Annotated in this window: 21 protein-coding genes; 12 read left to right on the plus strand and 9 right to left on the minus strand. The window is 60.4% G+C overall.

What is annotated here, in order from left to right; all coding sequences use genetic code 11:
- Positions 1-320 precede the first annotated feature (320 nt).
- Positions 321-509 carry a hypothetical protein gene (locus tag ACZ47E_RS02770; protein ID WP_004440680.1) on the plus strand — a complete coding sequence of 63 codons (189 nt, stop codon included), beginning with the start codon at positions 321-323 and terminating at the stop codon, positions 507-509.
- A gap of 19 nt (positions 510-528) precedes the next feature.
- On the opposite strand, the gene ACZ47E_RS02775 is transcribed toward ACZ47E_RS02770, so the two are convergent.
- The 3 genes from ACZ47E_RS02775 to ACZ47E_RS02785 form a co-directional block, all read right to left on the minus strand.
- Positions 529-1,077, minus strand: a complete 549-nt coding sequence (locus ACZ47E_RS02775) for a DUF1254 domain-containing protein (protein ID WP_004440682.1) — start codon at positions 1,075-1,077, stop codon at positions 529-531.
- Positions 1,070-1,657: a DUF1214 domain-containing protein gene (locus tag ACZ47E_RS02780; RefSeq protein ID WP_004440683.1), complete on the minus strand. Its 588-nt coding sequence runs from the start codon at positions 1,655-1,657 to the stop codon at positions 1,070-1,072. Before ACZ47E_RS02780 ends, ACZ47E_RS02775 begins: the two co-directional genes overlap by 8 nt.
- A gap of 110 nt (positions 1,658-1,767) precedes the next feature.
- Positions 1,768-2,376, minus strand: a complete 609-nt coding sequence (locus ACZ47E_RS02785) for a LysE/ArgO family amino acid transporter (RefSeq protein ID WP_004440685.1) — start codon at positions 2,374-2,376, stop codon at positions 1,768-1,770.
- Between the two features lie 103 nt (positions 2,377-2,479).
- Here ACZ47E_RS02785 and ACZ47E_RS02790 point away from each other — a divergent pair, with 103 nt between their 5' ends.
- Positions 2,480-3,379 (plus strand): LysR family transcriptional regulator ArgP, encoded by a 900-nt coding sequence (locus ACZ47E_RS02790; RefSeq protein WP_173614525.1) that lies wholly within the window; start codon positions 2,480-2,482, stop codon positions 3,377-3,379.
- 244 nt (positions 3,380-3,623) lie between these two features.
- Here the strand turns inward: ACZ47E_RS02790 and ACZ47E_RS02795 are convergent, their stop codons facing one another.
- The 3 genes from ACZ47E_RS02795 to ACZ47E_RS02805 all read right to left on the minus strand — a co-directional run bounded on the left by ACZ47E_RS02795 (position 3,624) and on the right by ACZ47E_RS02805 (position 8,922).
- Positions 3,624-4,919 (minus strand): serine hydrolase domain-containing protein, encoded by a 1,296-nt coding sequence (locus ACZ47E_RS02795; protein WP_464016890.1) that lies wholly within the window; start codon positions 4,917-4,919, stop codon positions 3,624-3,626.
- A gap of 25 nt (positions 4,920-4,944) precedes the next feature.
- A complete protein-coding gene (locus tag ACZ47E_RS02800) occupies positions 4,945-6,387 on the minus strand; it encodes an alginate export family protein (RefSeq protein WP_022555841.1) in 1,443 nt (480 codons plus the stop codon).
- Positions 6,388-6,729: 342 nt separating this feature from the next.
- Complete coding sequence (locus ACZ47E_RS02805) at positions 6,730-8,922, minus strand: transglycosylase domain-containing protein (RefSeq protein ID WP_022555842.1); 2,193 nt, start codon at positions 8,920-8,922, stop codon at positions 6,730-6,732.
- A 253-nt stretch (positions 8,923-9,175) separates the two neighbouring features.
- On the opposite strand from ACZ47E_RS02805, the gene ACZ47E_RS02810 reads away from it, so the two are divergent.
- The 8 genes from ACZ47E_RS02810 (at position 9,176) to ACZ47E_RS02845 (ending at position 15,432) form a co-directional block, all read left to right on the plus strand.
- A complete protein-coding gene (locus ACZ47E_RS02810; protein WP_003497144.1) occupies positions 9,176-9,655 on the plus strand; it encodes a YcgN family cysteine cluster protein in 480 nt (159 codons plus the stop codon).
- A 170-nt stretch (positions 9,656-9,825) separates the two neighbouring features.
- Positions 9,826-10,650 (plus strand): class D beta-lactamase, encoded by an 825-nt coding sequence (gene blaOXA / locus ACZ47E_RS02815; RefSeq protein ID WP_037091572.1) that lies wholly within the window; start codon positions 9,826-9,828, stop codon positions 10,648-10,650.
- A gap of 34 nt (positions 10,651-10,684) precedes the next feature.
- Complete coding sequence (locus tag ACZ47E_RS02820; RefSeq protein ID WP_022555844.1) at positions 10,685-11,293, plus strand: class I SAM-dependent DNA methyltransferase; 609 nt, start codon at positions 10,685-10,687, stop codon at positions 11,291-11,293.
- A gap of 67 nt (positions 11,294-11,360) precedes the next feature.
- On the plus strand, positions 11,361-11,741 hold the full coding sequence (locus ACZ47E_RS02825) for a YkvA family protein (protein WP_004440697.1): 381 nt from the start codon (positions 11,361-11,363) through the stop codon (positions 11,739-11,741).
- Between the two features lie 49 nt (positions 11,742-11,790).
- Positions 11,791-14,376 (plus strand): heavy metal translocating P-type ATPase, encoded by a 2,586-nt coding sequence (locus ACZ47E_RS02830; RefSeq protein ID WP_278067306.1) that lies wholly within the window; start codon positions 11,791-11,793, stop codon positions 14,374-14,376.
- Positions 14,373-14,795: a Cu(I)-responsive transcriptional regulator gene (gene cueR / locus ACZ47E_RS02835; protein WP_004440702.1), complete on the plus strand. Its 423-nt coding sequence runs from the start codon at positions 14,373-14,375 to the stop codon at positions 14,793-14,795. The genes ACZ47E_RS02830 and cueR overlap by 4 nt, the downstream gene beginning before the upstream one ends.
- Before the next feature lie 46 nt (positions 14,796-14,841).
- Positions 14,842-15,042 carry a heavy-metal-associated domain-containing protein gene (locus ACZ47E_RS02840; protein ID WP_278067307.1) on the plus strand — a complete coding sequence of 67 codons (201 nt, stop codon included), beginning with the start codon at positions 14,842-14,844 and terminating at the stop codon, positions 15,040-15,042.
- 219 nt (positions 15,043-15,261) lie between these two features.
- The gene (locus ACZ47E_RS02845) at positions 15,262-15,432 is read left to right on the plus strand and encodes a type II toxin-antitoxin system RelE/ParE family toxin (protein ID WP_234704073.1); all 171 of its coding nucleotides are present in this window, start codon (positions 15,262-15,264) and stop codon (positions 15,430-15,432) included.
- Here the strand turns inward: ACZ47E_RS02845 and ACZ47E_RS02850 are convergent.
- Positions 15,429-15,677, minus strand: coding sequence for a hypothetical protein (locus tag ACZ47E_RS02850; protein WP_004440706.1), 249 nt, complete (start codon positions 15,675-15,677; stop codon positions 15,429-15,431). The two genes, ACZ47E_RS02845 and ACZ47E_RS02850, sit on opposite strands and share 4 nt — an antisense overlap.
- Positions 15,678-15,853: 176 nt before the next feature.
- Between ACZ47E_RS02850 and ACZ47E_RS02855 the strand changes: the two genes are divergently transcribed.
- Entirely contained in the window at positions 15,854-17,239 is a 1,386-nt protein-coding gene (locus ACZ47E_RS02855; RefSeq protein WP_278067501.1) for an MFS transporter, read from the plus strand.
- Between the two features lie 19 nt (positions 17,240-17,258).
- On the opposite strand, the gene ACZ47E_RS02860 is transcribed toward ACZ47E_RS02855, so the two are convergent.
- A complete protein-coding gene (locus ACZ47E_RS02860; protein ID WP_004440709.1) occupies positions 17,259-17,432 on the minus strand; it encodes a hypothetical protein in 174 nt (57 codons plus the stop codon).
- A 72-nt stretch (positions 17,433-17,504) separates the two neighbouring features.
- Positions 17,505-19,223 carry a glycoside hydrolase family 32 protein gene (locus tag ACZ47E_RS02865; RefSeq protein ID WP_022555850.1) on the minus strand — a complete coding sequence of 573 codons (1,719 nt, stop codon included), beginning with the start codon at positions 19,221-19,223 and terminating at the stop codon, positions 17,505-17,507.
- Positions 19,224-19,394: 171 nt separating this feature from the next.
- Here ACZ47E_RS02865 and ACZ47E_RS02870 point away from each other — a divergent pair, with 171 nt between their 5' ends.
- A complete protein-coding gene (locus tag ACZ47E_RS02870) occupies positions 19,395-20,855 on the plus strand; it encodes a protein adenylyltransferase SelO (protein WP_278067502.1) in 1,461 nt (486 codons plus the stop codon).
- Positions 20,856-20,965 lie beyond the last annotated feature (110 nt).

Genomic DNA, 20,965 nt, shown 5'->3' on the forward strand with positions numbered 1-20,965 from the left:
TCAACGGGTGTGGCTCGGCAAAGGAGAAAACGCCACCCGGTCATTAGGGTTAACGGATCATTAACCTCTGTCTGTTTGTAATTTCATGGGCAGTATTAGGATTCCATGTTATTCTGAAATCCGGAATAAGGGCCGAACCGGCGTCTGATGCCTGAATGTCCGCATAGCCCAGCGTTAAAACCCGCGATGGTTTTCAGGGATATGCGAAAACCAGCCTGTGGGCTGGATTATGCGCAATGTGATGGTGATGAAATTCCCGACGCAAGACGAGGCTTGCGCGGTTCCCATGGGCAACATTGACTCCCGAAGAGGAGAAGAGCATGGCAGACATTATTCCACTTGTTGACGCCCGACGAAGCCTGCGTCCCGCAGGCGTGGTCAGCACGATGATCGGCCCCGCGAAAGTGGTTCTGTTCACCGGCGTTCGTTATGAGAAACGCGACAGCGAGCCGGCAGGCAAGGTTGCGCGCAAGGGCAAATCCGCACCGGAAACCGCCTTGAAATCCTGATTAATAAAATAAGCCGCCGTTATTTCCACGGCGTCGGCTGGCACTTTGCCTCGTTCAGGAACCGTTCCGCCTCTTCGCCGAAACTCGGCTGCGGTACGAGGGTCCTCAAAACCACATATCCTTCCGTCTGATCCGATTCCGCCAGAATTGCCTGTGAAAGCGCGGGCGGTTGCGCCTTGCGGATGGCGGCGATCTGCACCGCATCTGCCACCAGAATATCCATGACGCCGGCGGCGGATGTGCGGTCATTCATGCTGAACACCTCGTTCGAGGCCTTGTCGTAAACCGCCACGGACCAGAAGGGCACGGCCCCGATGGCGGTCAGCCGGATCGGCTGTTCCTCAATATTGAAGGTGCATACGGCCACCCGCATGAAGGGATCGCCGCTGCCCAGCGTCTTTTTTTCCGTCGTTTCTTCAAGCAGATGGAACAGGTGCGGTTTTCCTTCCGCCACTGCCCGCGTATAGGCGTCGCGATTGCTGAAGTGCGGTATCGCCAGGAGAATGATGACATGCAGCACGGCCGCGCCGACGAGACCGGTGACGATGGCGAGCAGGACCCTAAGCATTGCCACACCCCAGCTTGCGGATCTGCGGCATGGAAATGTCGATCAGGCCGGAACTGCCAGCCACAGGCGTGTCGAGCAGGGTCAGGACGAGCTTGAAGGTCTGTCCCTGAGGCACCGCGAGCCAGTTATAGGTCTGGGCATCCGGAGCAATGGTGATGTCTATGCCGCCATCGGCGCTGCGCAGAAGCGTGCGGGAATTGAGCGCGAATGGTCGTCCGGCATCCTCAGCCAGCACATTGCCCTGCTGATCGGCGGTATAAAGCGTCCAGAAACGTGCTGGTGGCACAGCCCCGGCCAGCCGGTAGCGGCATTCGCCGCTCAGGCGCTGGCCCTCGCTGTCGACGGAAGCGGTGAAGGCCAGCCCCTCCGCCGTTCCGTAAAGCAGCTTGCCGGCGTCAGCGCGGTGCGACTTGGCATAAGGGTCGGCCTCGATCGTCTGCGCTTCCGGAAACGCGTCCCAGGAGCCGATGCGGATCGAACCGAAACCGGAGGTCGCTTCAAGCGCCGCGAGCGTTGCGGCAATACCGCCGCCAAAGGCGATCAGAAGGGCGATGCCGACAAGGAATGGAACTCGGAACACGCTGTTTTCCCGTTTATGAACAGGTCGAGGACTATCACTGATTCCCTGTTTGGAAAATGGCGCGGCTTGTTTAGTCCTCGTGAAAGTGACTGGAGCGCGAAATTCCTGGCCTATGCGCCCATGACGAGCTTGAAGGCGATGGCCCACATGGTGATGGCGATGACGCCTTCGAGGATGCGCCAGGCGGAAGGTTTTTCGAAGATCGGTCGCAGCCAGCGCGCTCCGTAGCCCAGCGAAAAGAAGAACAGCAGCGAGCCGGTGGCCGCCCCTGCGGCAAAGGTCTTTTCAAAGCCGGGAAACTGCGTGGAAATCGTGCCGAGCAGCACGACCGTGTCGAGATAGACATGCGGATTGAGGAAGGTGAGGGCCAGGCAGATGGCCAGCGTCTGCCACAGGCTCGCTTCCCGTCGCTCGGCCACTGACAGCGCTTCCGACGAACGCAAAGCCGAGTGCAGGCTTTTGGCACCATACCAGATGAGGAAGGCGGCGCCGGCATAACGCATGATGGGATCAAGCGCCGGCATGATGGCGCTGATCCGCTGGAAACCGAACACGCCGACGGTGATCAGCAGCGCATCCGATATCGCACAGGTGGCGCAGACGGCAAACACATGCGAGCGCGCCAGCCCCTGTTTCAGCACAAAGGCATTCTGCGCGCCGATGGCGACGATGAGACTGAGGCCCATGGTGAGGCCGGTAAAGAAGATCTGGATGTCCACGCCCGCTACCGCTTTTTGTCGAAATGATATGAAGCAGGGCTTGGATATTTCTCCATGACGGATTAATCAAATTAAACGATCTCAGTCAGGATAAGAACTACTAATGTTGGACTATCCCGCGATGCGCGCTGCGGCGCTGGTTGTTCAGACCGGCAGCTTTGAAAAGGCGGCGCAGGCACTGCATGTCACGCCATCGGCCGTTTCCCAGCGTGTCAAGCAACTGGAGGAGCGGCTGGGCGTGGTGTTGATCGTGCGCGGTAACCCCTGCGTTGCAACGGAAAAGGGTGAGTGGCTCTGCCGTCACATGGATCACGTCGGCATGCTGGAAAGCGAATTGTTCCGCCAGCTACCGGCCTTGGCGGAAGCGGGAGCGGCGCAGGAGCGGGTGACGCTCAACATCGCCACCAATGCCGACAGTCTGGGCACATGGTTTCTGGATGCGGTGTCGAAATTCACCGGTAGCAGCGATTATCTCGTTAATATCGCCGTCGACGATCAGGATCACACGGTGGAATGGCTGCGCGCGGGCAGGGTGCTCGCCGCCGTGACCGCCCATGACAAGCCGGTGCAGGGGTGCCGGGTAACGCCGCTCGGTGTACTCAGATATCACGCGACCGCCAGCCCGGATTTCATGACCCGCCATTTTGCCGAAGGGGTAACATCAGCAACGCTCGCCTGCGCGCCGGGCTTGACCTTCAACCAGAAGGACCGGCTGCAGGCGAGCTGGGTAAGGGAGGTGCTGGGTGAAGACATTGTCTACCCGACGCACTGGTTGCCTTCGACCGATGGATTTGTGAAGGCGAGCCTTGCCGGCATGGGCTGGGGGCTCAATCCGGTTCAATTGGTGGGGGAGCATTTGCAGGCAGGGCGGCTGATGGAGGTCGTTCCCGGCACGCCGCTCGATATCCCGCTCTATTGGCAGGTTAACCGGCTTGCGGCGGAAAGGCTGGCGGGGTTGACAGATATGGTGGTGGGGACGGCTAGGGCGACGTTGTTGGTGTGAGGCATCGCGGAGCGTGGAGCTTGCGGCTTACCCCCCTCTGTCCTGCCGGACATCTCCCCCTCAAGGGGGGAGATCGGTATGCGGCAAGGTTTTGCCTATCTCAACGTTAGAGAATGAAGTGGCGATGTCGCGTCTTGCCGATCTCCCCCCTTGAGGGGGAGATGTCCGGCAGGACAGAGGGGGGTAAGCCGCAAGCTCCGACAGAAAACTTCAGTCGATTCGCACCGGCTTCACCGCCTCGTCCTCACTGCTTCCCCGTCTGTTCCATCAAATAACGCGCCACAGCCTCATAAGCCGGTAACGATGTCGCGTCGTTGGCGGCGTTGCTCGCGACGGGGTGCGAGGAAAAGCGGGCAATAACCATTTCGGCGGCGGGATCGACATAGATCGCCTGGCCGTGCACCCCACGCGCCATGAAAGCGCCGTTGGCATTGTGGGTGATCCACCACATGGCGCGATAGCTCCAACCCCGCAACGCCGGATATCCGCCTTTTGCGAAAACCGCCTTGTCGCCGCCTTGACGGATGGCGTCGATCGCCTTTTGGGGAATGAGCCGCTCGCCGCCCATCATACCGCCGTCGAGTAGCAGCTGGCCGATGCGCGCCATGTCGCGCAGGCCGGCATTCAGCCCGCCGCCGGCAAAAGGCGTGCCGGTGGAATCGACGGTGTAATAGGCGTCCTGTTCGGCGCCCATCCGGCTCCAGATGCGCTCGGAAAGCAGCTTTGCCACCGATTTTCCCGAGGCGCGGGCAATGATCCAGCCAAGCGCATCGCTGTTGATCGTCTTGTACCCGAAGGCGGAACCGTGTTCTCCCTGCTTCACCACCGTCTTCAGATAGTCGAAGTAGCTGCGAGGGCCTTCGTAACCCTCGGGCTTGGGAAGCGGATTGCCGGCGGCGGAATATGTCCATACGTCGGCATTGGGATCGGCGTAGTCCTCGCTGTAACGCAGGCCGGTCGTCATATCCAGCACCTGCCGGATCGTCGCATCGCCGAACGCGCTTTTTTCGAGTTCGGGAACGACGGTCGCGACTTTGGCATTCTCGTCCAGCGTCCCTTCGGCAACCAGCATCTCGCCCAGAAGCCCGGTCAGCGATTTCGTTACCGACATCGCCCCGTGCTGCCCCGTATCGTTGAGGCAGCCGGAGTAGCGCTCATAGACAAGCACTCCCTTGTGCAGCACGACGATGCCATCGGTGTAGTTGGCCGAAAGCGATTGCAGCCAGGTCATGTCCTGCTCACCGCCGGTCGGGCGGAAGGTCACGGCGTCGATGGCGGGGTCGGGCTTGCGCTCAAGGGCCGCTGGCGCGCCGAGCCCACGGCTGACATTGACCGTCGGCATCAGCTGGCGGAAGTGGCACACTGTCCAGCGCAATTTCGGAAAATTGAAATAGTCGCTGTTCGAAAAGCGGATGATCTTGTCTTCCGGCGGCGGAAAGCCCTGCATCCAGCCGAGCTTCAGCGGGTCCGACTGCTCAGCTGAAAGCGGCTCGGCTTGCTGACTGGCAGCGGCATAGGGGTAAGCCAGGACAGGCACCATGGCTGCAAGAAGGACGGGCAGGGTTCTAGAAGTTGACGATGACATTGACGAAACCTCCAAGCCAGTTCGGCGAATGCTCTGCCGTCAGGGAATCCATGCCCTTGCCAGGGAATGAAATGCTGACGCCGGCGGTGAGATAGGTATTGGCATTGATGATGCGCGAATATTCCAGATAGAGATCATCGGCGAGATGGCGGTTGCCGACGCCCGCAACGGGGGTGGGCGTGCCGTCAATGTCGTCGAGCCGCGTGCCCTGGCCAAACTGGATAGGGCTATCCAACTCGTTGGCGCGGATATGCGCGTAACGCAGCGTCCATGTATCGGCCTGCGTTGGCTTCACCTGCAGGCTGATCTGATGGGCATTGACGTTGGAATTGAGAAACATCATCGAGGACTTCGTGCCCGTCGACCACGCACTCGGATTGCCCTCGTAATACAGCGGATCGAAGCGTTCGAGACGCGAGGTTGAAGGATCGTCGCCGGAGAAGCTCTGGTAGCTATAGGCGATCGTCGGCATCCATGAAATATCTTCGAAAGCATAGCCGATCTGGGTGCGGCCGCCCCAGGCTGCAAGGTCGATGTCGGGATTCCATTGATAGGCGATATCGCCGCCGATGAAAAATCCCGGCAATGGCACATCGAACGGATTGGTACGGGTATAGGCGTTGATGAAGCTCAAGCCCTCGCGCGCACCCGGCATGATGACCGGCGCGCCGATGCCGCCAGCCGCTGCCCGAGGGTAAGGCGAGCCGGATTCCTGCACATGGCCGAAGGTAATGCCGAAATATCGACCCTCTTGCGGTTCATAACGCAGATCCGCTCCCACGATCTTCGTCCCGCTGTCCTTGTCGGATAATTCATTCGCGTCGATGAAAAAGGCCGTGGCCGTCAGGTCATCCTTGCCGAGCCGGAGGATCGCCGCCTGCTCCCAAGCCTTTCTCGGCCCTAGTTTCAACGCGCCACGCTCAAAACCGCTTGATCCGCCATTGGCAATCAGCATGCCCGTTCCCGTCTTGAACGGACGCGGCCCCAGGGAGATATCGAAGAACGGGCCGCTCTCCGCCTTCGAGCGCAGGCCGAGATAGCCGTCTTCGAGTGTCACGGCGCCCGTGCCACCGGCATCGAAGGCGTCGGTGCCGAGCGTGCCCGAGGCAACGGCCGAGATTTTTCCATAGACCTGAACCCGGTCGCCGGCGTCGGCGGTAAAACCGATGCCGGGCATCAAATAGCCCTCAAGCCAGTGCGTGTCGCTGTCGAAGCCGGCGTCCGGTGCAAATCGATCGGCAAAGTTCCAGAACAGGTTCTGTTCGGCAACGGCATTGATGCCGGCTTGAAAATACAGGCGCAATTCAAAACCCGGCTCGTCGATCAGCAGCATGGGGTCCTGCGCATGTGCCGCATCCGCTGCAAACCACAGTCCGGCGAGGAGAGCAACCGCCGCCGCGCGCGTTTCCGCCGCATCATTCATGCTGTCCTCCGGGGCGCGCTGTTATCGCACAAGAGATAACCGCACCCACTTAGACATGAATTGACTGGCAAGGTCCATTCAATCTTGAAGTGTAAAAACAATATTGCGGGATATTACGTCTTGAAAGGCTCGGATAAAGACGGTTTGGGTAGGAATTGCCGTAAAATAATATTATATTATTCGCAGGCAGGAGAAGCCTTGATTGGTTTCGCACCTCATTTTCGTCGATGGCAGATCGACCATCCCGGTCATGGAGGCAACCAGGGATTGTTTAAACGTGCAGGATTCCGCCTGTTATTCCTTCTAAAGTCTCACGATACCTTATAGGGATACTGAAACACCCTAACGCCGCGCGGCTTCGTCTTTGCTATCGCGGATGGCGGCATCCGCCACCTTCTGCGTCGTCACATTCAGCGCCGTGGCTTCCTTCATCTTCCGCCCGATGGAGCGGATTACACGGGTCGCCTCGGCCGAGAGCGAACGGGGACGGGTGAGGGCCGGCAGGGCGGGTGTGCTGCTGGCTGCGGCTGCCACTTCCGCAGAAGGCTGCGGTCGGGCGCCGGTCGGCAGCGGGTTCTGGATGCCGGGGATGGGGCGCAGCTCCATGCCCTGATGGGCATAGTCCATCAGCCGCTTGAAGGTCATGGCGGGCAGCGCACCGCCGGTCATGTTGTTCATCGGCGTGAAATCGTCGTTACCGAACCAGACGGCGGTGGTGTAGTTGCCGGTAAAGCCCACATACCAGGCATCGCGATAGGCCTGTGAAGTGCCGGTCTTGCCGCCGGAAACGATGCCATTGTCAAGCGCACCGCGCCGCGCCGTACCCATCACAGGAATGGTCACCAGCATCTGGTTCATCTTCGAATTGGCGTCTACGGACAGCACGCGTTTGGCGGGCGGCTCGTCATGGCTGAAATCGTAGAGAACATTGCCCTCGTAATCCAGCACCTGCTCGATCCCGTGGCGGCGCGACTGCATGCCGTCAGCCGGGAAAACGGCATAGGCGGTGGCCTGATCCATTACCGTCACTTCCGATGTGCCGAGCGGAATGGTCTTGTCGCTGCGCAGCGGCGTGGCGACACCCATCGCCTTGGCGGTATCGACGATGACCTGCGTGCCGAGCACGTCCTTGGCGAGCCGGACCGGCACGGTATTGTAGGACTTGGCGAGCGCCATCTGCAGCGTCACCTTACCCGCATAGGAGCGGCCGTAATTCTGCGGCGACCAGCCGCGCCAGGTTACCGGCGCGTCGGAAATCAGCGTTTCCGGCTTCATGCCTTTTTCCATGGCGGCCGAATAGGTATAGACCTTGAAGGAGGAACCCGGCTGGCGCAGCGCCGCCGTGGCGCGGTTGAACTGGCTTTCGCCATAGTCGCGGCCGCCCACCATGGCACGCACGCCACCGCCATTTTCGATCATCACCATCGCGCCCTGCTTGACGCGATACCCTTCGCCGAGTTCGCGCAGGCCCATTTCCATCGCCTGTTCGGCCGCCTGTTGCAGGCCGGCGTCGATGGTGGTGCGGACGACGACGGTGTGATCCTTGAACTTGCCCGCGGCGGCCAGCCGCTGCACTTCGTCAAAAGCCCAGTCGAGGAAATAATCCGGCGCCTTCACGTCTTCGCGGTCGATGACGGTGGCGGGGTTGCGGCGCGCGCCGACCACCTGCCCCTCGGTCATCAGCCCGCTCTGCACGAGGTTGGAAAGCACGGTGTTCGCGCGGGCACGCGCCGCCGGAAGGTTGACATGCGGTGCATATTTCGCTGGCGCTTTGAAAAGCCCGGCCAGAATGGCGGATTCCGAAAGCGTCACGTCGGTGAGGTTCTTGCCGAAATAAAACTGCGCGGCCGCAGCAGCACCAAAGGTGCCGCCGCCCATGTAGGCGCGGTCGAGATAAAGGCTCAGGATTTCCTTCTTCGACATGTTGGTCTCTAGCCACAGCGCGAGGAAGGCTTCCTTGATCTTGCGCTCCAGCGAGCGTTCATTGGTGAGGAAGAGGTTCTTGGCGAGCTGCTGCGTCAGCGTCGAGCCGCCCTGCACCACGCCGCCGGCGCGGGCGTTTTCGCTCATGGCGCGGGCAAGGCCGATAAAATCGATACCGAAATGGTCGAAAAAGCGCCGGTCCTCGGTCGCCAGCACCGCCTTGATGAAATGATCAGGCATCTGGTCGATCGGCACGCTGTCTTCATGGATGATGCCGCGATGACCGATGGTGTTGCCGTATCGGTCGAGGAAGGTGACTGCGAAGTCACCGCGATAACGCCAGTCCTTCTTGGTTTCCTCGAAAGCGGGCATGGCAAGCGCCAGAAGCACGACCGATCCCGCCGTTCCAAAGGTCAGCGCGTCGCAGGTGAGATTGACGAGGAGCTTCTTCCAGCCGCGGACATGCAGCTTGCGCGAGGCGATGGTGATATCTTCCCAGAAATCCACCAGCCTTGCCGCAGCCGTCCACAGGCCGGAGTCGATGAAGCTATCGATCCGGAGCAGGATATGCCGTTTTTTGCGGCCTTTTTTATCGTCTTTTTCTTCCTGCACCTGGCGATATTTCCTGTTTAAGGCAATGCGACCGTCGATATTCTGCGCTTCAACCCATTCCCGACGCAAAACCGTGGCATGGTTATGTCGGAAGTGCTTGACGTGGCGGCCTTTCGCGGGCCAATGACCCCTTCGCCGCCTGCCAATATGCTAAAATATCGTACAAACCAGCCCTTGGCGATACGATATAAAGGATTAGGGACCGGTTAAACACTCCCGTCCAAGAGATCAAAATGAAACGGAAATGTTAACGATGAATGACGCGCCGTTCTGGAAAACCAAATCGCTGACCGAGATGACCGGCGAGGAATGGGAAAGCCTGTGCGACGGCTGCGGATTGTGCTGTCTCAACAAGCTGGAGGACTGGGACACCGGCGAAGTGGTGTTCACCTCCGTCCGCTGCGTGCTGCTCGACGGCGAGAGCTGTCGATGCTCGGATTACGAGAACCGCCGTGCCACCGTGCCTGATTGTATCCAGCTTGACCTGAAGAAGGTTCACGAGATCGGCTGGCTGCCGCCCACCTGCGCCTATGCGCTGGTGCGCGATGGCAAGGATCTCTACTGGTGGCATTATCTCGTCTCCGGCGATACCGAAACAGTGCATCAGGCCGGCATTTCCGCGCGCGGCCGCACCGTCAGCGAGGCCGATGTGGATGTTGACGACTTCGAGGATTATGTGGTCGACTGGCCGCTGACGGTCGGCGAAAGGGCGGGAGAAAAGGAGCGGACGTGATGAAAAACGGCAATTTTCGTTTTGGTCCTATTCCTGCCCCATCAGCCTCCTAAAGGCATGTCATCCGAAAACGTGTCACGGTTTCGGGCTATGACTTGTCTGAAATCAAAGACAGCTTCCGGCCATTCCGGCAATTGATCCGCAAAAGCGGACGAGGGACATCAAAACGCATGCGCTACCGGCTGCCCGCCATCTTTCTTTCATGCCTTGCCCTTCCGGGGCTCCTGCCGTTTTCCGCTGACGCCCAGCAACAGCCCCAGGCCTTCGAATGCACGCTGGTCACATCAATCGAGACCGGCGCCATCATCAACCAGCAGGGCGCCTGCGACCAGCGGGTGGCGCCAGCCTCCACCTTCAAGGTGCCGCTGGCGCTGATCGGTTACGATGCCGGTATTCTCCAGGATGAAAAATCGCCCGCCTGGGACTGGAAACCTGGCACGGAGGCGCGCGCCGCCGACCGCAAGACGGTCGACCCGACCATCTGGGAGCAGGATTCGGTGCTGTGGTATTCGCGCGAGATCACCCGCCGCCTCGGCCCGGAAAAATTCGCCGCCTATGTGAAGCGTCTCGGTTACGGCAATGCCGATGTATCGGGCGAGCCTGGCAAGAACAATGGACTCACCCATTCCTGGCTGGGGGCGTCGCTCACCATCTCGCCGGTGGAGCAGGTCGGTTTCCTTCGCCGGTTGCTTGCCGGCAATCTTCCTTTCTCCCGCGATGCGCAGGCCAAGACGCGCGCCATCGTACCGGTCTTCGATGCGCCGGAAAGCTGGGCCGTGCACGGCAAGACCGGAACCGGCTACATGCGTGACGAAAAGGGCAATCCCGACCGCAACCGCCCCTTCGGCTGGTTCGTCGGCTGGGCGGAGCGTGAAGGCCAGCACATCGTCTTCGCAAGGCTGCGTGTTTCCGACAAGCCGTCAAACGAGCCGCTCGGCCCAGCCGTGCGCGATGCCTTCCTGCGCGATATCCCGCGGCTGGCGGTGCATCGGTAGGCGACGGCCCTCACACGGGAAAGGACATCAGCATATGTCGGATGCCTCTCGCGATGTCATCAAGCTCTATACCAAGCACGGTGCTGATTTTGACAATCAGCGCGGTCGTTCCCTTGTTGAAAAACCCTGGCTGGACAGGTTCACCTCGCTATTGCCCGATGGCGGCTCCATTCTCGATATCGGCTGCGGTTCGGGTGAGCCGATCGCTGGCTATTTCATCTCCAACGGTTATGATCTCACGGGCATCGATGCGTCGCTGCCGCTGATCGAACTTTGCCGCAGCCGCTTTCCGGAAAAGCTCTGGGTGGTTGCCGATATGCGCGAACTGGCCCTCGGCCGCCGTTTCGATGGGCTGATTGCCTGGCACAGCTTTTTTCACCTGTGTCCCGAGGATCAGCGCCGGATGTTCGGTATCTTCCGCCAGCATGCCAATGAAGGTGCGGCCCTGATGTTCACTGCCGGGCCAGTGCAAGGCGAAGCAATCGGTACCCTTCAGGGCAAGCCACTTTATCACGCCAGCCTCGCGCGTGAAGATTACGAAGGCCTTTTGGCCACGCATGGATTCCGGCTTCTGGATCAGGTCGTCAACGATCCGCAATGCGGTGGGGCAACGATTTATCTCGCCAGGCGGATCGTATCATAGAGACCATTGCATAGTCCCCGGGGATCACGCATAGGATCGACAGGCCGGATGTTTCAGGGACTTTCCCATGCTCGAAAAGCTCAAGCGATGGGCGAAATCCATCAAGCGTGACGTTCACGCCCTTTATCTTGCCGCACGCGATCCCCGCACGCCGCTTCTGGCCAAAGTGGTGGCGATGCTGGTCGCCGCCTATGCGCTTTCACCGATCGATCTCATCCCGGATTTCATTCCCGTCATCGGTTATCTCGACGATCTGGTCATCGTCCCGCTCGGCATCCTCCTTGCGGTGCGTCTTGTGCCGCCGCCACTGCTGGCGGAGCATCGATTGACGGCCGCGGCCGCGCAATCCCGTCCCGTCAGCCGCGTGGCTGCTGCCATATTCATCGCCCTGTGGCTGGCGGCGTCGTTCACGATTTTGTTTGCGGCAAAAAATTTCTTCTTCCCTTGACCTTCCCATCATGGGAAGCCCTACATAGGGTCTCGAAAGGGGATTTCCCATGAACGAGACAGTCAGACACGCCCATCCAAATCAACCGGTTTCGATTCCCGTGGAAGGCATGACCTGCGCTTCCTGCGTGCGGCGGGTGGAAACGGCCGCAGCCAAGGTGCCCGGCGTCATGTCGAGTTCCGTGAACTTCGCCACGAAGAAGCTTACGGTCGAGCCGGCTGAAGGTTTCTCAGCCAAAACGCTTGGCGCTGCCATCAAGAAGGTGGGTTACGATATTGCACCGGATCGGCATGAATTTACCGTCGAAGGTCTGCACAGCGACGCGGATGCGGCGCGGTTGAAGGCCGTTCTGGAAGCCGTCGCAACCACCATTAACGCCACTGTCGATACCGCAGCCGGCAAGGCCGCTGTGGAGACGATCGGCGGCCGGCGTGAACGGGACGCGCTGGTGGAAACGGCAAAACTTGCCGGCTTTGCATTGGCGACGCCAAAGCCGCACGACCATTCCGCCCATCAATCCCACAACAGGCACGAGGGGCATCACCACGGCCACAGCCAGATGGCGACGGCCGGTGAAAGCGGCGGCCATGACCATATGCACCATGCGGGCGAAGAGGGCGCGCTGAAACGCGACCTGACGATCGCCGCCATGCTGACGGCACCGCTTTTCGTGCTGGAAATGGGCGGCCATCTCTATGAGCCGATGCACCACTGGCTGATGGGCATCATCGACACGCAGAACCTCTATTACATCTATTTCGTGCTGGCGACGGCAGTGATTTTCGGACCGGGTCTGCGCTTCCTCAAGACCGGTTTTCCGGCCCTGCTGCGCGGCGCGCCGGAAATGAACTCGCTGGTGGCGTTGGGCGTTACTGCCGCCTATCTCTATTCCGTCGTGGCGACCTTCGCGCCCGACCTGCTGCCGGCAGAGGCGCAGTTCGTCTATTATGAAGCGGCAACGGTCATCGTGACGCTGATCCTGACCGGACGGCTTCTCGAAGCCCGCGCCAGCGGCCGCACCGGAGACGCCATCCGCAAGCTGATGAGCCTGCAGGCGAAGACCGCCCGCGTAGAGCGCGATGGCGCCACCATCGATATTTCTCCTGACGATCTGGTGATGGGCGATATCGTCGTCATCCGTCCCGGCGAGAGGCTGGCGGTGGATGGCGAAGTTGTTGAAGGCTCGTCCTATGTCGATGAATCCATGATTTCAGGCGAACCGGTGCCGGTTGAAAAGACGGTCGGCGCTGCGGTCGTTGGCGGCACCATCAACAAGACCGGGGCCTTCAAGTTCAAGGCGACCAAGGTGGGCGCCGATACCATGCTGTCGCAGATCATCCGCATGGTGGAGGAGGCGCAGGGCTCCAAGCTGCCGATCCAGCTGCTGGTCGACCGGGTTACCGCGCTGTTCGTGCCCGTCGTCATTGCGATTGCGGTGCTGACCTTTATCGTCTGGGCGATTTTCGGTCCCGAACCTGCCTATACATTCGCGCTGGTCAATGCGGTCGCGGTGCTCATCATCGCCTGCCCATGTGCCATGGGTCTTGCCACGCCGACTTCCATCATGGTCGGCACCGGCCGGGCAGCGGAGCTGGGCGTACTGTTCCGCAAGGGTCAGGCCCTGCAGGAACTGCGCTCGGCTGAGATCGTCGTGGTCGACAAGACCGGCACCGTCACCAAGGGCCGCCCGGAACTGACCGATCTCGTGGTTGCGGAAGGATTTGTCGATAACGACGTGCTGGCGCTGGTCGCCGCCGTCGAGGGTCGCTCGGAACATCCGATCGCCGAAGCCATCGTCCGGGCTGCGGAGGAAGAGAAGGTGGCGACCCATGCAGGACTCGAAGCTGCAACTATCGAGAACTTCGAAAGCGTGACGGGTTACGGTATCGCCGCCACCGTCAATGGCCGCACGGTCGAGGTCGGTGCGGATCGTTACATGGCCAAACTGGGTCATTCGGTTGATGTCTTCGCCGAAACCGCCGCAAGGCTGGGCGACGAAGGCAAGACGCCGCTTTATGCCGCGATCGACGGCAGGCTGGCGGCTGCGATCGCCGTCGCCGATCCGCTGAAACCGTCAAGTGTCACCGCCATCAAGGCGTTGCAGGCGATGGGCATCGAAGTGGCGATGGTGACGGGCGACAATGAGCGTACGGCAAATGCCATAGCCCGGCAGGTCGGTATTTCCCGCGTGGTTGCGGAAGTGCTGCCTGATGGTAAGGTAAAGGCGATCCATGAGATGCGGGCAGGCGGCAAGGTGCTGGCTTTCGTCGGCGATGGCATCAATGATGCGCCGGCACTGGCAGAGGCCGATATCGGCATTGCCGTCGGCACCGGCACGGATGTCGCCATCGAAAGCGCCGATGTGGTGCTGGTTGGCGGCGATCTTCTTGGCGCGGTCAACGCCATCGAGATGAGCCGCGCGACCATGCGCAACATCAAGGAAAACCTGTTCTGGGCCTTTGGTTACAACGTGGCGCTGATACCGGTTGCGGCGGGCGTGCTTTATCCGTCTTTCGGCATCACGCTGTCGCCGATGATCGGTGCGGGGGCGATGGCGCTGTCCAGCGTCTTTGTTCTCGCCAATGCACTGCGGTTGAAACGGGCGAAGGTCGCTCATCGGGAGGTGAAATCGTGAATATCGGCCAGGCATCGGAGGCATCGGGCGTTTCCGCCAAGATGATCCGTTATTATGAGCAGATCGGCCTCATCACCCCCGCCGCGCGCACCGGTAATAATTACCGCGTCTATGGAGAGCAGGATGTCCACAACCTGCGCTTCATCAAACGGGCGCGCACGCTCGGTTTTTCGCTGGAGGAAACCGAGACGCTGCTGAAACTCTGGCAGGACAAGAGCCGTGAGAGTTCGGCGGTAAAGGAAATCGCGCTTGTCCACATCGCCGATCTCGAACAGAAGATCGCCGAAATGAAGAGCATGGTGAAAACCCTCTCCCATCTCGCCCATTGCTGCGGCGGCGACCACCGGCCCGATTGCCCCATCCTCGACGATCTCGCGGGTGCCGACAAGACAGACAGCAAGCCCGCCAGAACCCACTGAAAGAAAGCCGGTGCGAAAATATCGGCGCCGACCAATAGGAGAAATCATGACCCCAACCACCTTCCTCGTCCCGGACATGACCTGCGGCCATTGCGAAAAGACCCTGCGCGGCGCACTTTCGGACGTCCTTCCCTACGCCGCCGTCAATATCGATCTTTCCACGCATAGGCTCACGGTAACGGGTGACGCCGCAACCGCGGAGGAAGCAATCCGCGAGGCCGGTTACTCGCCTGAACGGGCGGGCTGACGCACGTCGTTCCTGGAATGAAAAGGAAAGATATGCTGCTGAGTAGCATCATTTTTCCTTTGAAGGCAGAACTCCAATGTCCGTCTCGACCATCTCATTCAATCCTATCGCGGCCTTGGCGACACGCTGCCGGAGGCATTCGAGCGGGCGGTCCTGCGCATCGGCGCTATTGAGGCGGATATGCAAACCCTCGGCAAGGCACCGTTTCGCGGGACATTGATGCCTGAACTATTGCCCGGCCTTCGTCGGGTCACGAAAAATCAGGCGATCTTTCATTTCGATGTTGATGACGGCGAGAAGACATTGCGTGTTCTCGCCATCTTCTTCGGTGGGCAGGATCATCAGCGCCACATGTTGAAACGCCTCGCATCCGGCCTGACAAGCGGTTAAACCTCGTCGAACGCCCCGCCCTCGCGCGAGGGATTGCGGTTGATCACCCGTTCCTCCGCATCGTCGGGCAGGGCCTCGTCGCTTTCCTGATAGGGGTCGTCCTCGCTCTCGGCCTCTTCTTCCTCGATTTCCTGCTCGATGAATTGAGGAATTTCTCCCTTGGCGGGGAGGGCGTCGATGTCGAGGTCGAGCAGGTCTTCATCCATGGCGTCTTCGTTCGAGGGCAGGATTTTTTTGCGGTCCATGACGGTATCCTTTCTATCGGTTATTCGGCAAACGAGCGGAAACGCGCAGGGTTCCTGTCGCCTGCGAATTCCCTCGGATTGAATGGCGCGAAAAAGCTGTCTTGACCTCAATGGCGCTTGAGGTTCTAGTTTGCCCGCCGTATCGCGAAAATCGAAAGGATGCGGCTTTGACGAGTATGGAAATGACGGAGAAAAACGGCTGGGGTGAATTGTTGAGCGGGACCAATCTCTCGCTTTTAACCGTCATCTCCTCCGGTATCGGCCTGCACGCTTTCAACCAGTTCGCGGTCGTCACGGCTTTGCCAGTGGCCGTGAATGAAATCGGCGGAGCGGCCTTTTACAGCTGGGCCTACAGCCTCTATTTCGTCGGTTCCGTCGCTGGCGGCGTCACCGCCGTGCTGTTTCGCGAACGTTTCGGCGCGCGCACGGTCCTGCTGCTGTGCTGCCTGATCTTTTCTATGGGTTCCCTCCTTTCGGCAATCGCCGACGACTTCTTGTGGGTCGTCGTCGGTCGCGCCTTGCAGGGTCTGGCGGACGGGTTGATCGTTGCCGTGTGCTACAGCCTCATTCCCGCCGGTTTCCGCTCCGGCCTGTTGCCGAAGGTCTTCGCCATCGAGGCGGCGATCTGGGCGGTCGCCTCGTTCATCGGCCCGCTCACAGGCGGTTTCGCAACCGAACATATCTCCTGGCGCGCCACCTTCCTGTTGTCGGCACCCCTGATTCTGTTGCTCGTGGCCTATACCGCCATTGCCGTCTCCGCCGAGCGACCGGTGGTGACGACGCGCAGGCCGCTGGTGCCGCTGGCGCTATGCCTGGTCGGCGCATTGGCGTTTTCCGCTCCCTCTGCCTTCGAGGATGCGAGCCTGCGCGCCCTGTCCCTGCTGGCGGGTGCAGCACTCCTGTGGGCCTCGCTCCGCGCGGGCACACGGCCTTCCGTTGGATTGTTTCCGAAGGATTCGTTTCGGTTGAAGACGGTGCTCGGCAGCGGCTTCTGGGTGCTGTTCCTGATGTCCTACGCCCACGCTCTCGGCAGCGTCTATCTGGCCTATGTCGCCATCAATCTCTGGCGTCATGAACCCACCTTCGCCGGTTTTATCGTGGTAACGATGCCGCTCGCCTGGAGCCTGGTGGCAATGCTGATTGGTAGCCTGCGCTCCGATCGCCTGCGCGAGGTTTGCCTGCATTACGGCCCGTATCAGATGGTGCCGGGCTGCATTTTGCTCGGGCTCGGGCTTTCGACCGGCAGTTCGGTCGAAATGCTGCTTGGGCAAATCCTGATAGGATCGGCTTTCGGCATGTCCTGGGCAGGTATCAGCCAGGCGGCCATGGAAGCCGCACCGGAGGAGGAACGCAAGATGACGGGCGCGCTGCTCCCCACGGTCGCGACACTGGGAGCCGCCGCCGGTGCGGGTGCAAGCGGCACCGTGGCCGCTGCAACCGATCTCGTGACGCAAGTCGATCGGTCAGACGTGACGATGCCGATGATGTATCTTTACGGACTTGGTGTCGTGGTGTCGCTGCTGGCGATCTTCACGGCAAGGGGGCTGCGCAGCGTGCGCTAGCGCCCCCGCCGCGGCCTGGTCAGGACTGGGTAGTGGCGATGGTGATCGCCGTCAGATAGACCACAAAGGCCATGACGGCGATCGCGCCGATGACGATGACGATACCCTTTCCGGCGCGCTTCTTCTCGGTCTTGTTCTCGTTGGCTTCCGTCGGAAACAGGATGGGATCGCTGGTGTCGCGGATTTTGGTCATGCCGTTTCTCCTTTCGGCGGAATTTTTCGGGCGTTTCTGGTCTATCAACCACCCAATCCGCCAAAAGGTTCCTTAGGGACGCAGCGCCCAGGTCGTGGCGTGGACCACCGCCCCGGACTCGGCCTTCAAAAGAGCGGCGCGCACGGGCTCGAAGCCCTCGATGCGTTTCGTGCCGACATACCGTCCGCGATTGGCAAAAACCTCCATGGAGCCGTAATCCAGAAAGATACGGACGCGCGAGGCCCTTGCGCCTTTGGCAATGTAATGTGGGGAGGGGCCCTCCCGCCCATCCTCGTGGCGGATCCAGAGGCCCGTTTCGTCGCTGACGAGACCGAGCGTGACCGTCGGGTGATCAAGCGCGAGTTCGAAGGGCACCCCCGGCGACGCAAGCTCGATCAATATCTCCACTGCGCCGTTGATGAAGGTGACGCGCTCGCCGGCCGCAAGCCGGGTGCGGTCGAGAATGTGGCTGCGCAGGCTTTCGGCCGCGCCGATGGGTGGGGTCAGAAGCTCGCCATTCACATAAGTGATCCGGCGCGGTAACGTCATGGAGGTGGGAAAATCGATCTCGGGATTGGCGTCGGCCCAATTGGCCAGCCAGCCGATGCCGATGATGCTATCCCCGTCCAGAAAGGCCTGAAAGGCATAATTATCGGTGCCGAAATCGAGCTCCTGACCGGATTCCTTGGTGAAGACCTTGCCGTCGAACCAGCCCACATCGGCCATTGTCAGGTTCTTGCGGCCTGTCTCGGGGTCTTCCGAGTGCATCAGTCCGTAGATCAGCACCCAGCGCGTGGAACGGGCATTGGCGGGGCCATCGAGCGGCAGCAGGCAGGGGCATTCGATGGCTGTGGTTTTATAACGCGTTTCCACCCAGAGCTTGCCCACATAGGTCCAGCCGGAAGCAGCCGTGGGGTCGAGCGTTTCGTAAAGCAGGATGACACCGCCGCCCTCGCTCTGGCTGCCGAGCACCATTTTCCATAAGCCATCGGGACCGCGAAAGACGTAAGGATCGCGGAAATCCGGCGTCAGCCCCTGTCCGTCCGGACGATGGCCCAGAATGACGTCTGCCTGCCCTGCCATGATGAGATCGGAAGAGGTGGCGGTGAGCTGTATCTGCTGTTCGGGAATGCGGTCCTGCACCTGCTCGGTGAAGAACACGCGGATGCCGGTGCCTTCCACCAGCGGAATGGTGGAGCCGGAATAGGCGCCGCCGCGCTTGTCCGGCCGGGTGGTCAGGTCTTCTGACGGAAAAAGGAAGATCGGCAGATGCCGCCAGCGAAGATAATCGGAGGAGACCGCATGCCCCCAATGCATGGTGTTCCACCGCAGCCCGTGCGAATAATGCTGATAAAAAAGATGCGGACGGCCCTCGAAGCGGCCAAAGCCGTTCGGATCATTCATCCAGCCGAAGGGCGGGCGGAAGTGATAGCTGCCGGGAAGTTCCGGCGCGGCATTGTCAGGCTTGGTATGAACAACCGTGATGCCGGTTTCGAGTACATCCGATGCCGTGAACCAATAAATCACCGAAACGGCGGTGGTGACCGTGTCGTAACTCAGCTCCACATGGCCGCCGCCAAAAACCTGATAGATCCGAAACCCGTACTCTTCGGTGTTGACGCTTGAAACTTCAGCGAATTTTCCGTTTTGATTGGAGAAGGAAACCGCACCCGGCTCGCCGGCTTTTTTTGCCTTCAGCCAGACATGAAAGGTGGCGTTGACGGGCAGATCGGTGTGAATGGTACGGATGGCGCTTTCCGGTTCGGCGGTTACGGCTTCAACGACGGTCATTGCTTTTCCTTTCCTTTCGGCATTCTGCGGGTCAAGCATAGGAACGATGATGGCGATGGAAAGTTCATTGCGCAAAATTGAATGAGGCGAAGGAGCGGAGCTTCGGCATTTATCGCTCGCATCCGCCGCCCTCCGGCCCCATATAGAGGCAAAGCAGGGAGTTTATCCGTGATGAAATTTGACAATTCCTATGCCCGCCTGCCGGAGCGTTTCAGCGCCGCGGTGCTGCCGACGCCGGTAAAGGCACCGCGCCTCATCGCCTTCAACCGTGGGCTTGCCGACGAGCTTCGTCTCGACGTCACCGGCCTTGACGATGGAAGACTGGCGGCGATCTTTTCGGGCAATGTTGTGCCTCAGGGAGCCGAACCGCTGGCGATGGCCTATGCCGGCCACCAGTTTGGCGGTTTCGTACCGCAGCTGGGCGATGGCCGCGCGATTCTTCTGGGCGAGGTGATCGACAGGAACGGCAAACGGCGTGATATCCAGCTGAAAGGCTCCGGCCCGACGCCGTTCTCGCGCAGGGGTGACGGGCGCGCCGCGCTTGGCCCTGTGCTGCGCGAATATATCGTATCGGAAGCGATGTTTGCGCTGGGCATTCCCGCCACCCGGGCCCTGGCGGCTGTTCTCTCCGGCGAAAGGGTGCAGCGTGAAGTCGGCCTGCCGGGCGGCGTCTTCACCCGTGTCGCGGCAAGCCACATCCGTGTCGGCACGTTCCAGTTTTTCGCCGCGCGCGAGGATGACGAGGCAATCAGGAACCTCGCGGACTATGTGATCGACCGTCATTATCCCGAGGCAAAAAAGGCGGATAATCCCTATCTCACCCTGCTGCAGGGCATTGCGCAACGGCAATGCGACCTCATCGCCCGCTGGATGATGGTGGGCTTCATCCATGGCGTGATGAATACCGACAATATGGCGGTCTCCGGGGAGACCATCGATTTCGGCCCCTGCGCCTTCCTTGATGAATATCATCCCAACAAGGTTTTTTCCTCCATCGATGCGCAGGGCCGTTACGCCTATAACAACCAGCCCGGCATCGCCCAGTGGAACATCGCAAGGCTGGCGGAATGCCTGCTGCCGCTGCTCGATCCGCAGGTGGAAAAGGCCGCTGAACTCGCCAATGGGGTTCTCGCCGATTTCGCTGCCGCCTTTCCCAAACGCTGGCTTACCGGCATGCGCGCAAAACTTGGCCTGACGGCGGAGGAAGACGGCGATATGGATCTGGTGCAGGGGCTGCTGGCGCTGATGCAGGCATCGGAAGCGGACTATACGCTGACCTTCCGTCGTCTTTCGCATGCCGTCAATGGCGACGCCGAGCCATTCCGCGGCATGTTCATCGATATTGCGGGCGCGGACGAATTTCTCGCCCGTTGGCGGGAAAGAGCCGGTCGGGAGGGAATTTCCGATTCCGAAAGATCGGCGGCGATGCTGTCAGTTAATCCCGCCATCATCCCACGCAACCACCGCATCGAGGAACTGATCGAGGCGGCAGTGGAGGAGGATGATTTCGAGCCCTTTCACGCCATGCTGAAGGCGATTGCGACGCCCTTCGAGGAGCGGCCGGACAATTTCGTCTATATGCAGCCGCCGATGAGCCATGAGCGGGTGTTCAGGACGTTTTGCGGGACGTGACGACCTTACCGTCATGCCGACTTGATCCGGCATCCAGCCGACGCGCGTCTGCGCGGCGAATAGAGTATTTCCAGCCCAAGGACTTGGGCTGGCTGGATACCGGCTCAAGG

The sequence above is a fragment of the Agrobacterium sp. 5Ca39 genome (genome assembly GCF_055382365.1).

Excerpts from the sequence above, each read along its gene's own strand:
- ACZ47E_RS02770 (WP_004440680.1), top strand. The coding sequence starts at position 321 with ATGGCAGACATTATTCCACTTGTTGACGCCCGACGAAGCCTGCGTCCC.
- ACZ47E_RS02775 (WP_004440682.1), bottom strand. The coding sequence starts at position 1,077 with ATGCTTAGGGTCCTGCTCGCCATCGTCACCGGTCTCGTCGGCGCGGCC.
- ACZ47E_RS02790 (WP_173614525.1), top strand. The coding sequence starts at position 2,480 with ATGTTGGACTATCCCGCGATGCGCGCTGCGGCGCTGGTTGTTCAGACC.
- ACZ47E_RS02795 (WP_464016890.1), bottom strand. The coding sequence starts at position 4,919 with ATGGTGCCTGTCCTGGCTTACCCCTATGCCGCTGCCAGTCAGCAAGCC.
- ACZ47E_RS02800 (WP_022555841.1), bottom strand. The coding sequence starts at position 6,387 with ATGAATGATGCGGCGGAAACGCGCGCGGCGGCGGTTGCTCTCCTCGCC.
- ACZ47E_RS02810 (WP_003497144.1), top strand. The coding sequence starts at position 9,176 with ATGAATGACGCGCCGTTCTGGAAAACCAAATCGCTGACCGAGATGACC.
- blaOXA (WP_037091572.1), top strand. The coding sequence starts at position 9,826 with ATGCGCTACCGGCTGCCCGCCATCTTTCTTTCATGCCTTGCCCTTCCG.
- ACZ47E_RS02820 (WP_022555844.1), top strand. The coding sequence starts at position 10,685 with ATGTCGGATGCCTCTCGCGATGTCATCAAGCTCTATACCAAGCACGGT.
- ACZ47E_RS02825 (WP_004440697.1), top strand. The coding sequence starts at position 11,361 with ATGCTCGAAAAGCTCAAGCGATGGGCGAAATCCATCAAGCGTGACGTT.
- ACZ47E_RS02830 (WP_278067306.1), top strand. The coding sequence starts at position 11,791 with ATGAACGAGACAGTCAGACACGCCCATCCAAATCAACCGGTTTCGATT.
- ACZ47E_RS02840 (WP_278067307.1), top strand. The coding sequence starts at position 14,842 with ATGACCCCAACCACCTTCCTCGTCCCGGACATGACCTGCGGCCATTGC.
- ACZ47E_RS02845 (WP_234704073.1), top strand. The coding sequence starts at position 15,262 with ATGCCTGAACTATTGCCCGGCCTTCGTCGGGTCACGAAAAATCAGGCG.
- ACZ47E_RS02850 (WP_004440706.1), bottom strand. The coding sequence starts at position 15,677 with ATGGACCGCAAAAAAATCCTGCCCTCGAACGAAGACGCCATGGATGAA.
- ACZ47E_RS02855 (WP_278067501.1), top strand. The coding sequence starts at position 15,854 with ATGGAAATGACGGAGAAAAACGGCTGGGGTGAATTGTTGAGCGGGACC.
- ACZ47E_RS02860 (WP_004440709.1), bottom strand. The coding sequence starts at position 17,432 with ATGACCAAAATCCGCGACACCAGCGATCCCATCCTGTTTCCGACGGAA.
- ACZ47E_RS02865 (WP_022555850.1), bottom strand. The coding sequence starts at position 19,223 with ATGACCGTCGTTGAAGCCGTAACCGCCGAACCGGAAAGCGCCATCCGT.
- ACZ47E_RS02870 (WP_278067502.1), top strand. The coding sequence starts at position 19,395 with ATGAAATTTGACAATTCCTATGCCCGCCTGCCGGAGCGTTTCAGCGCC.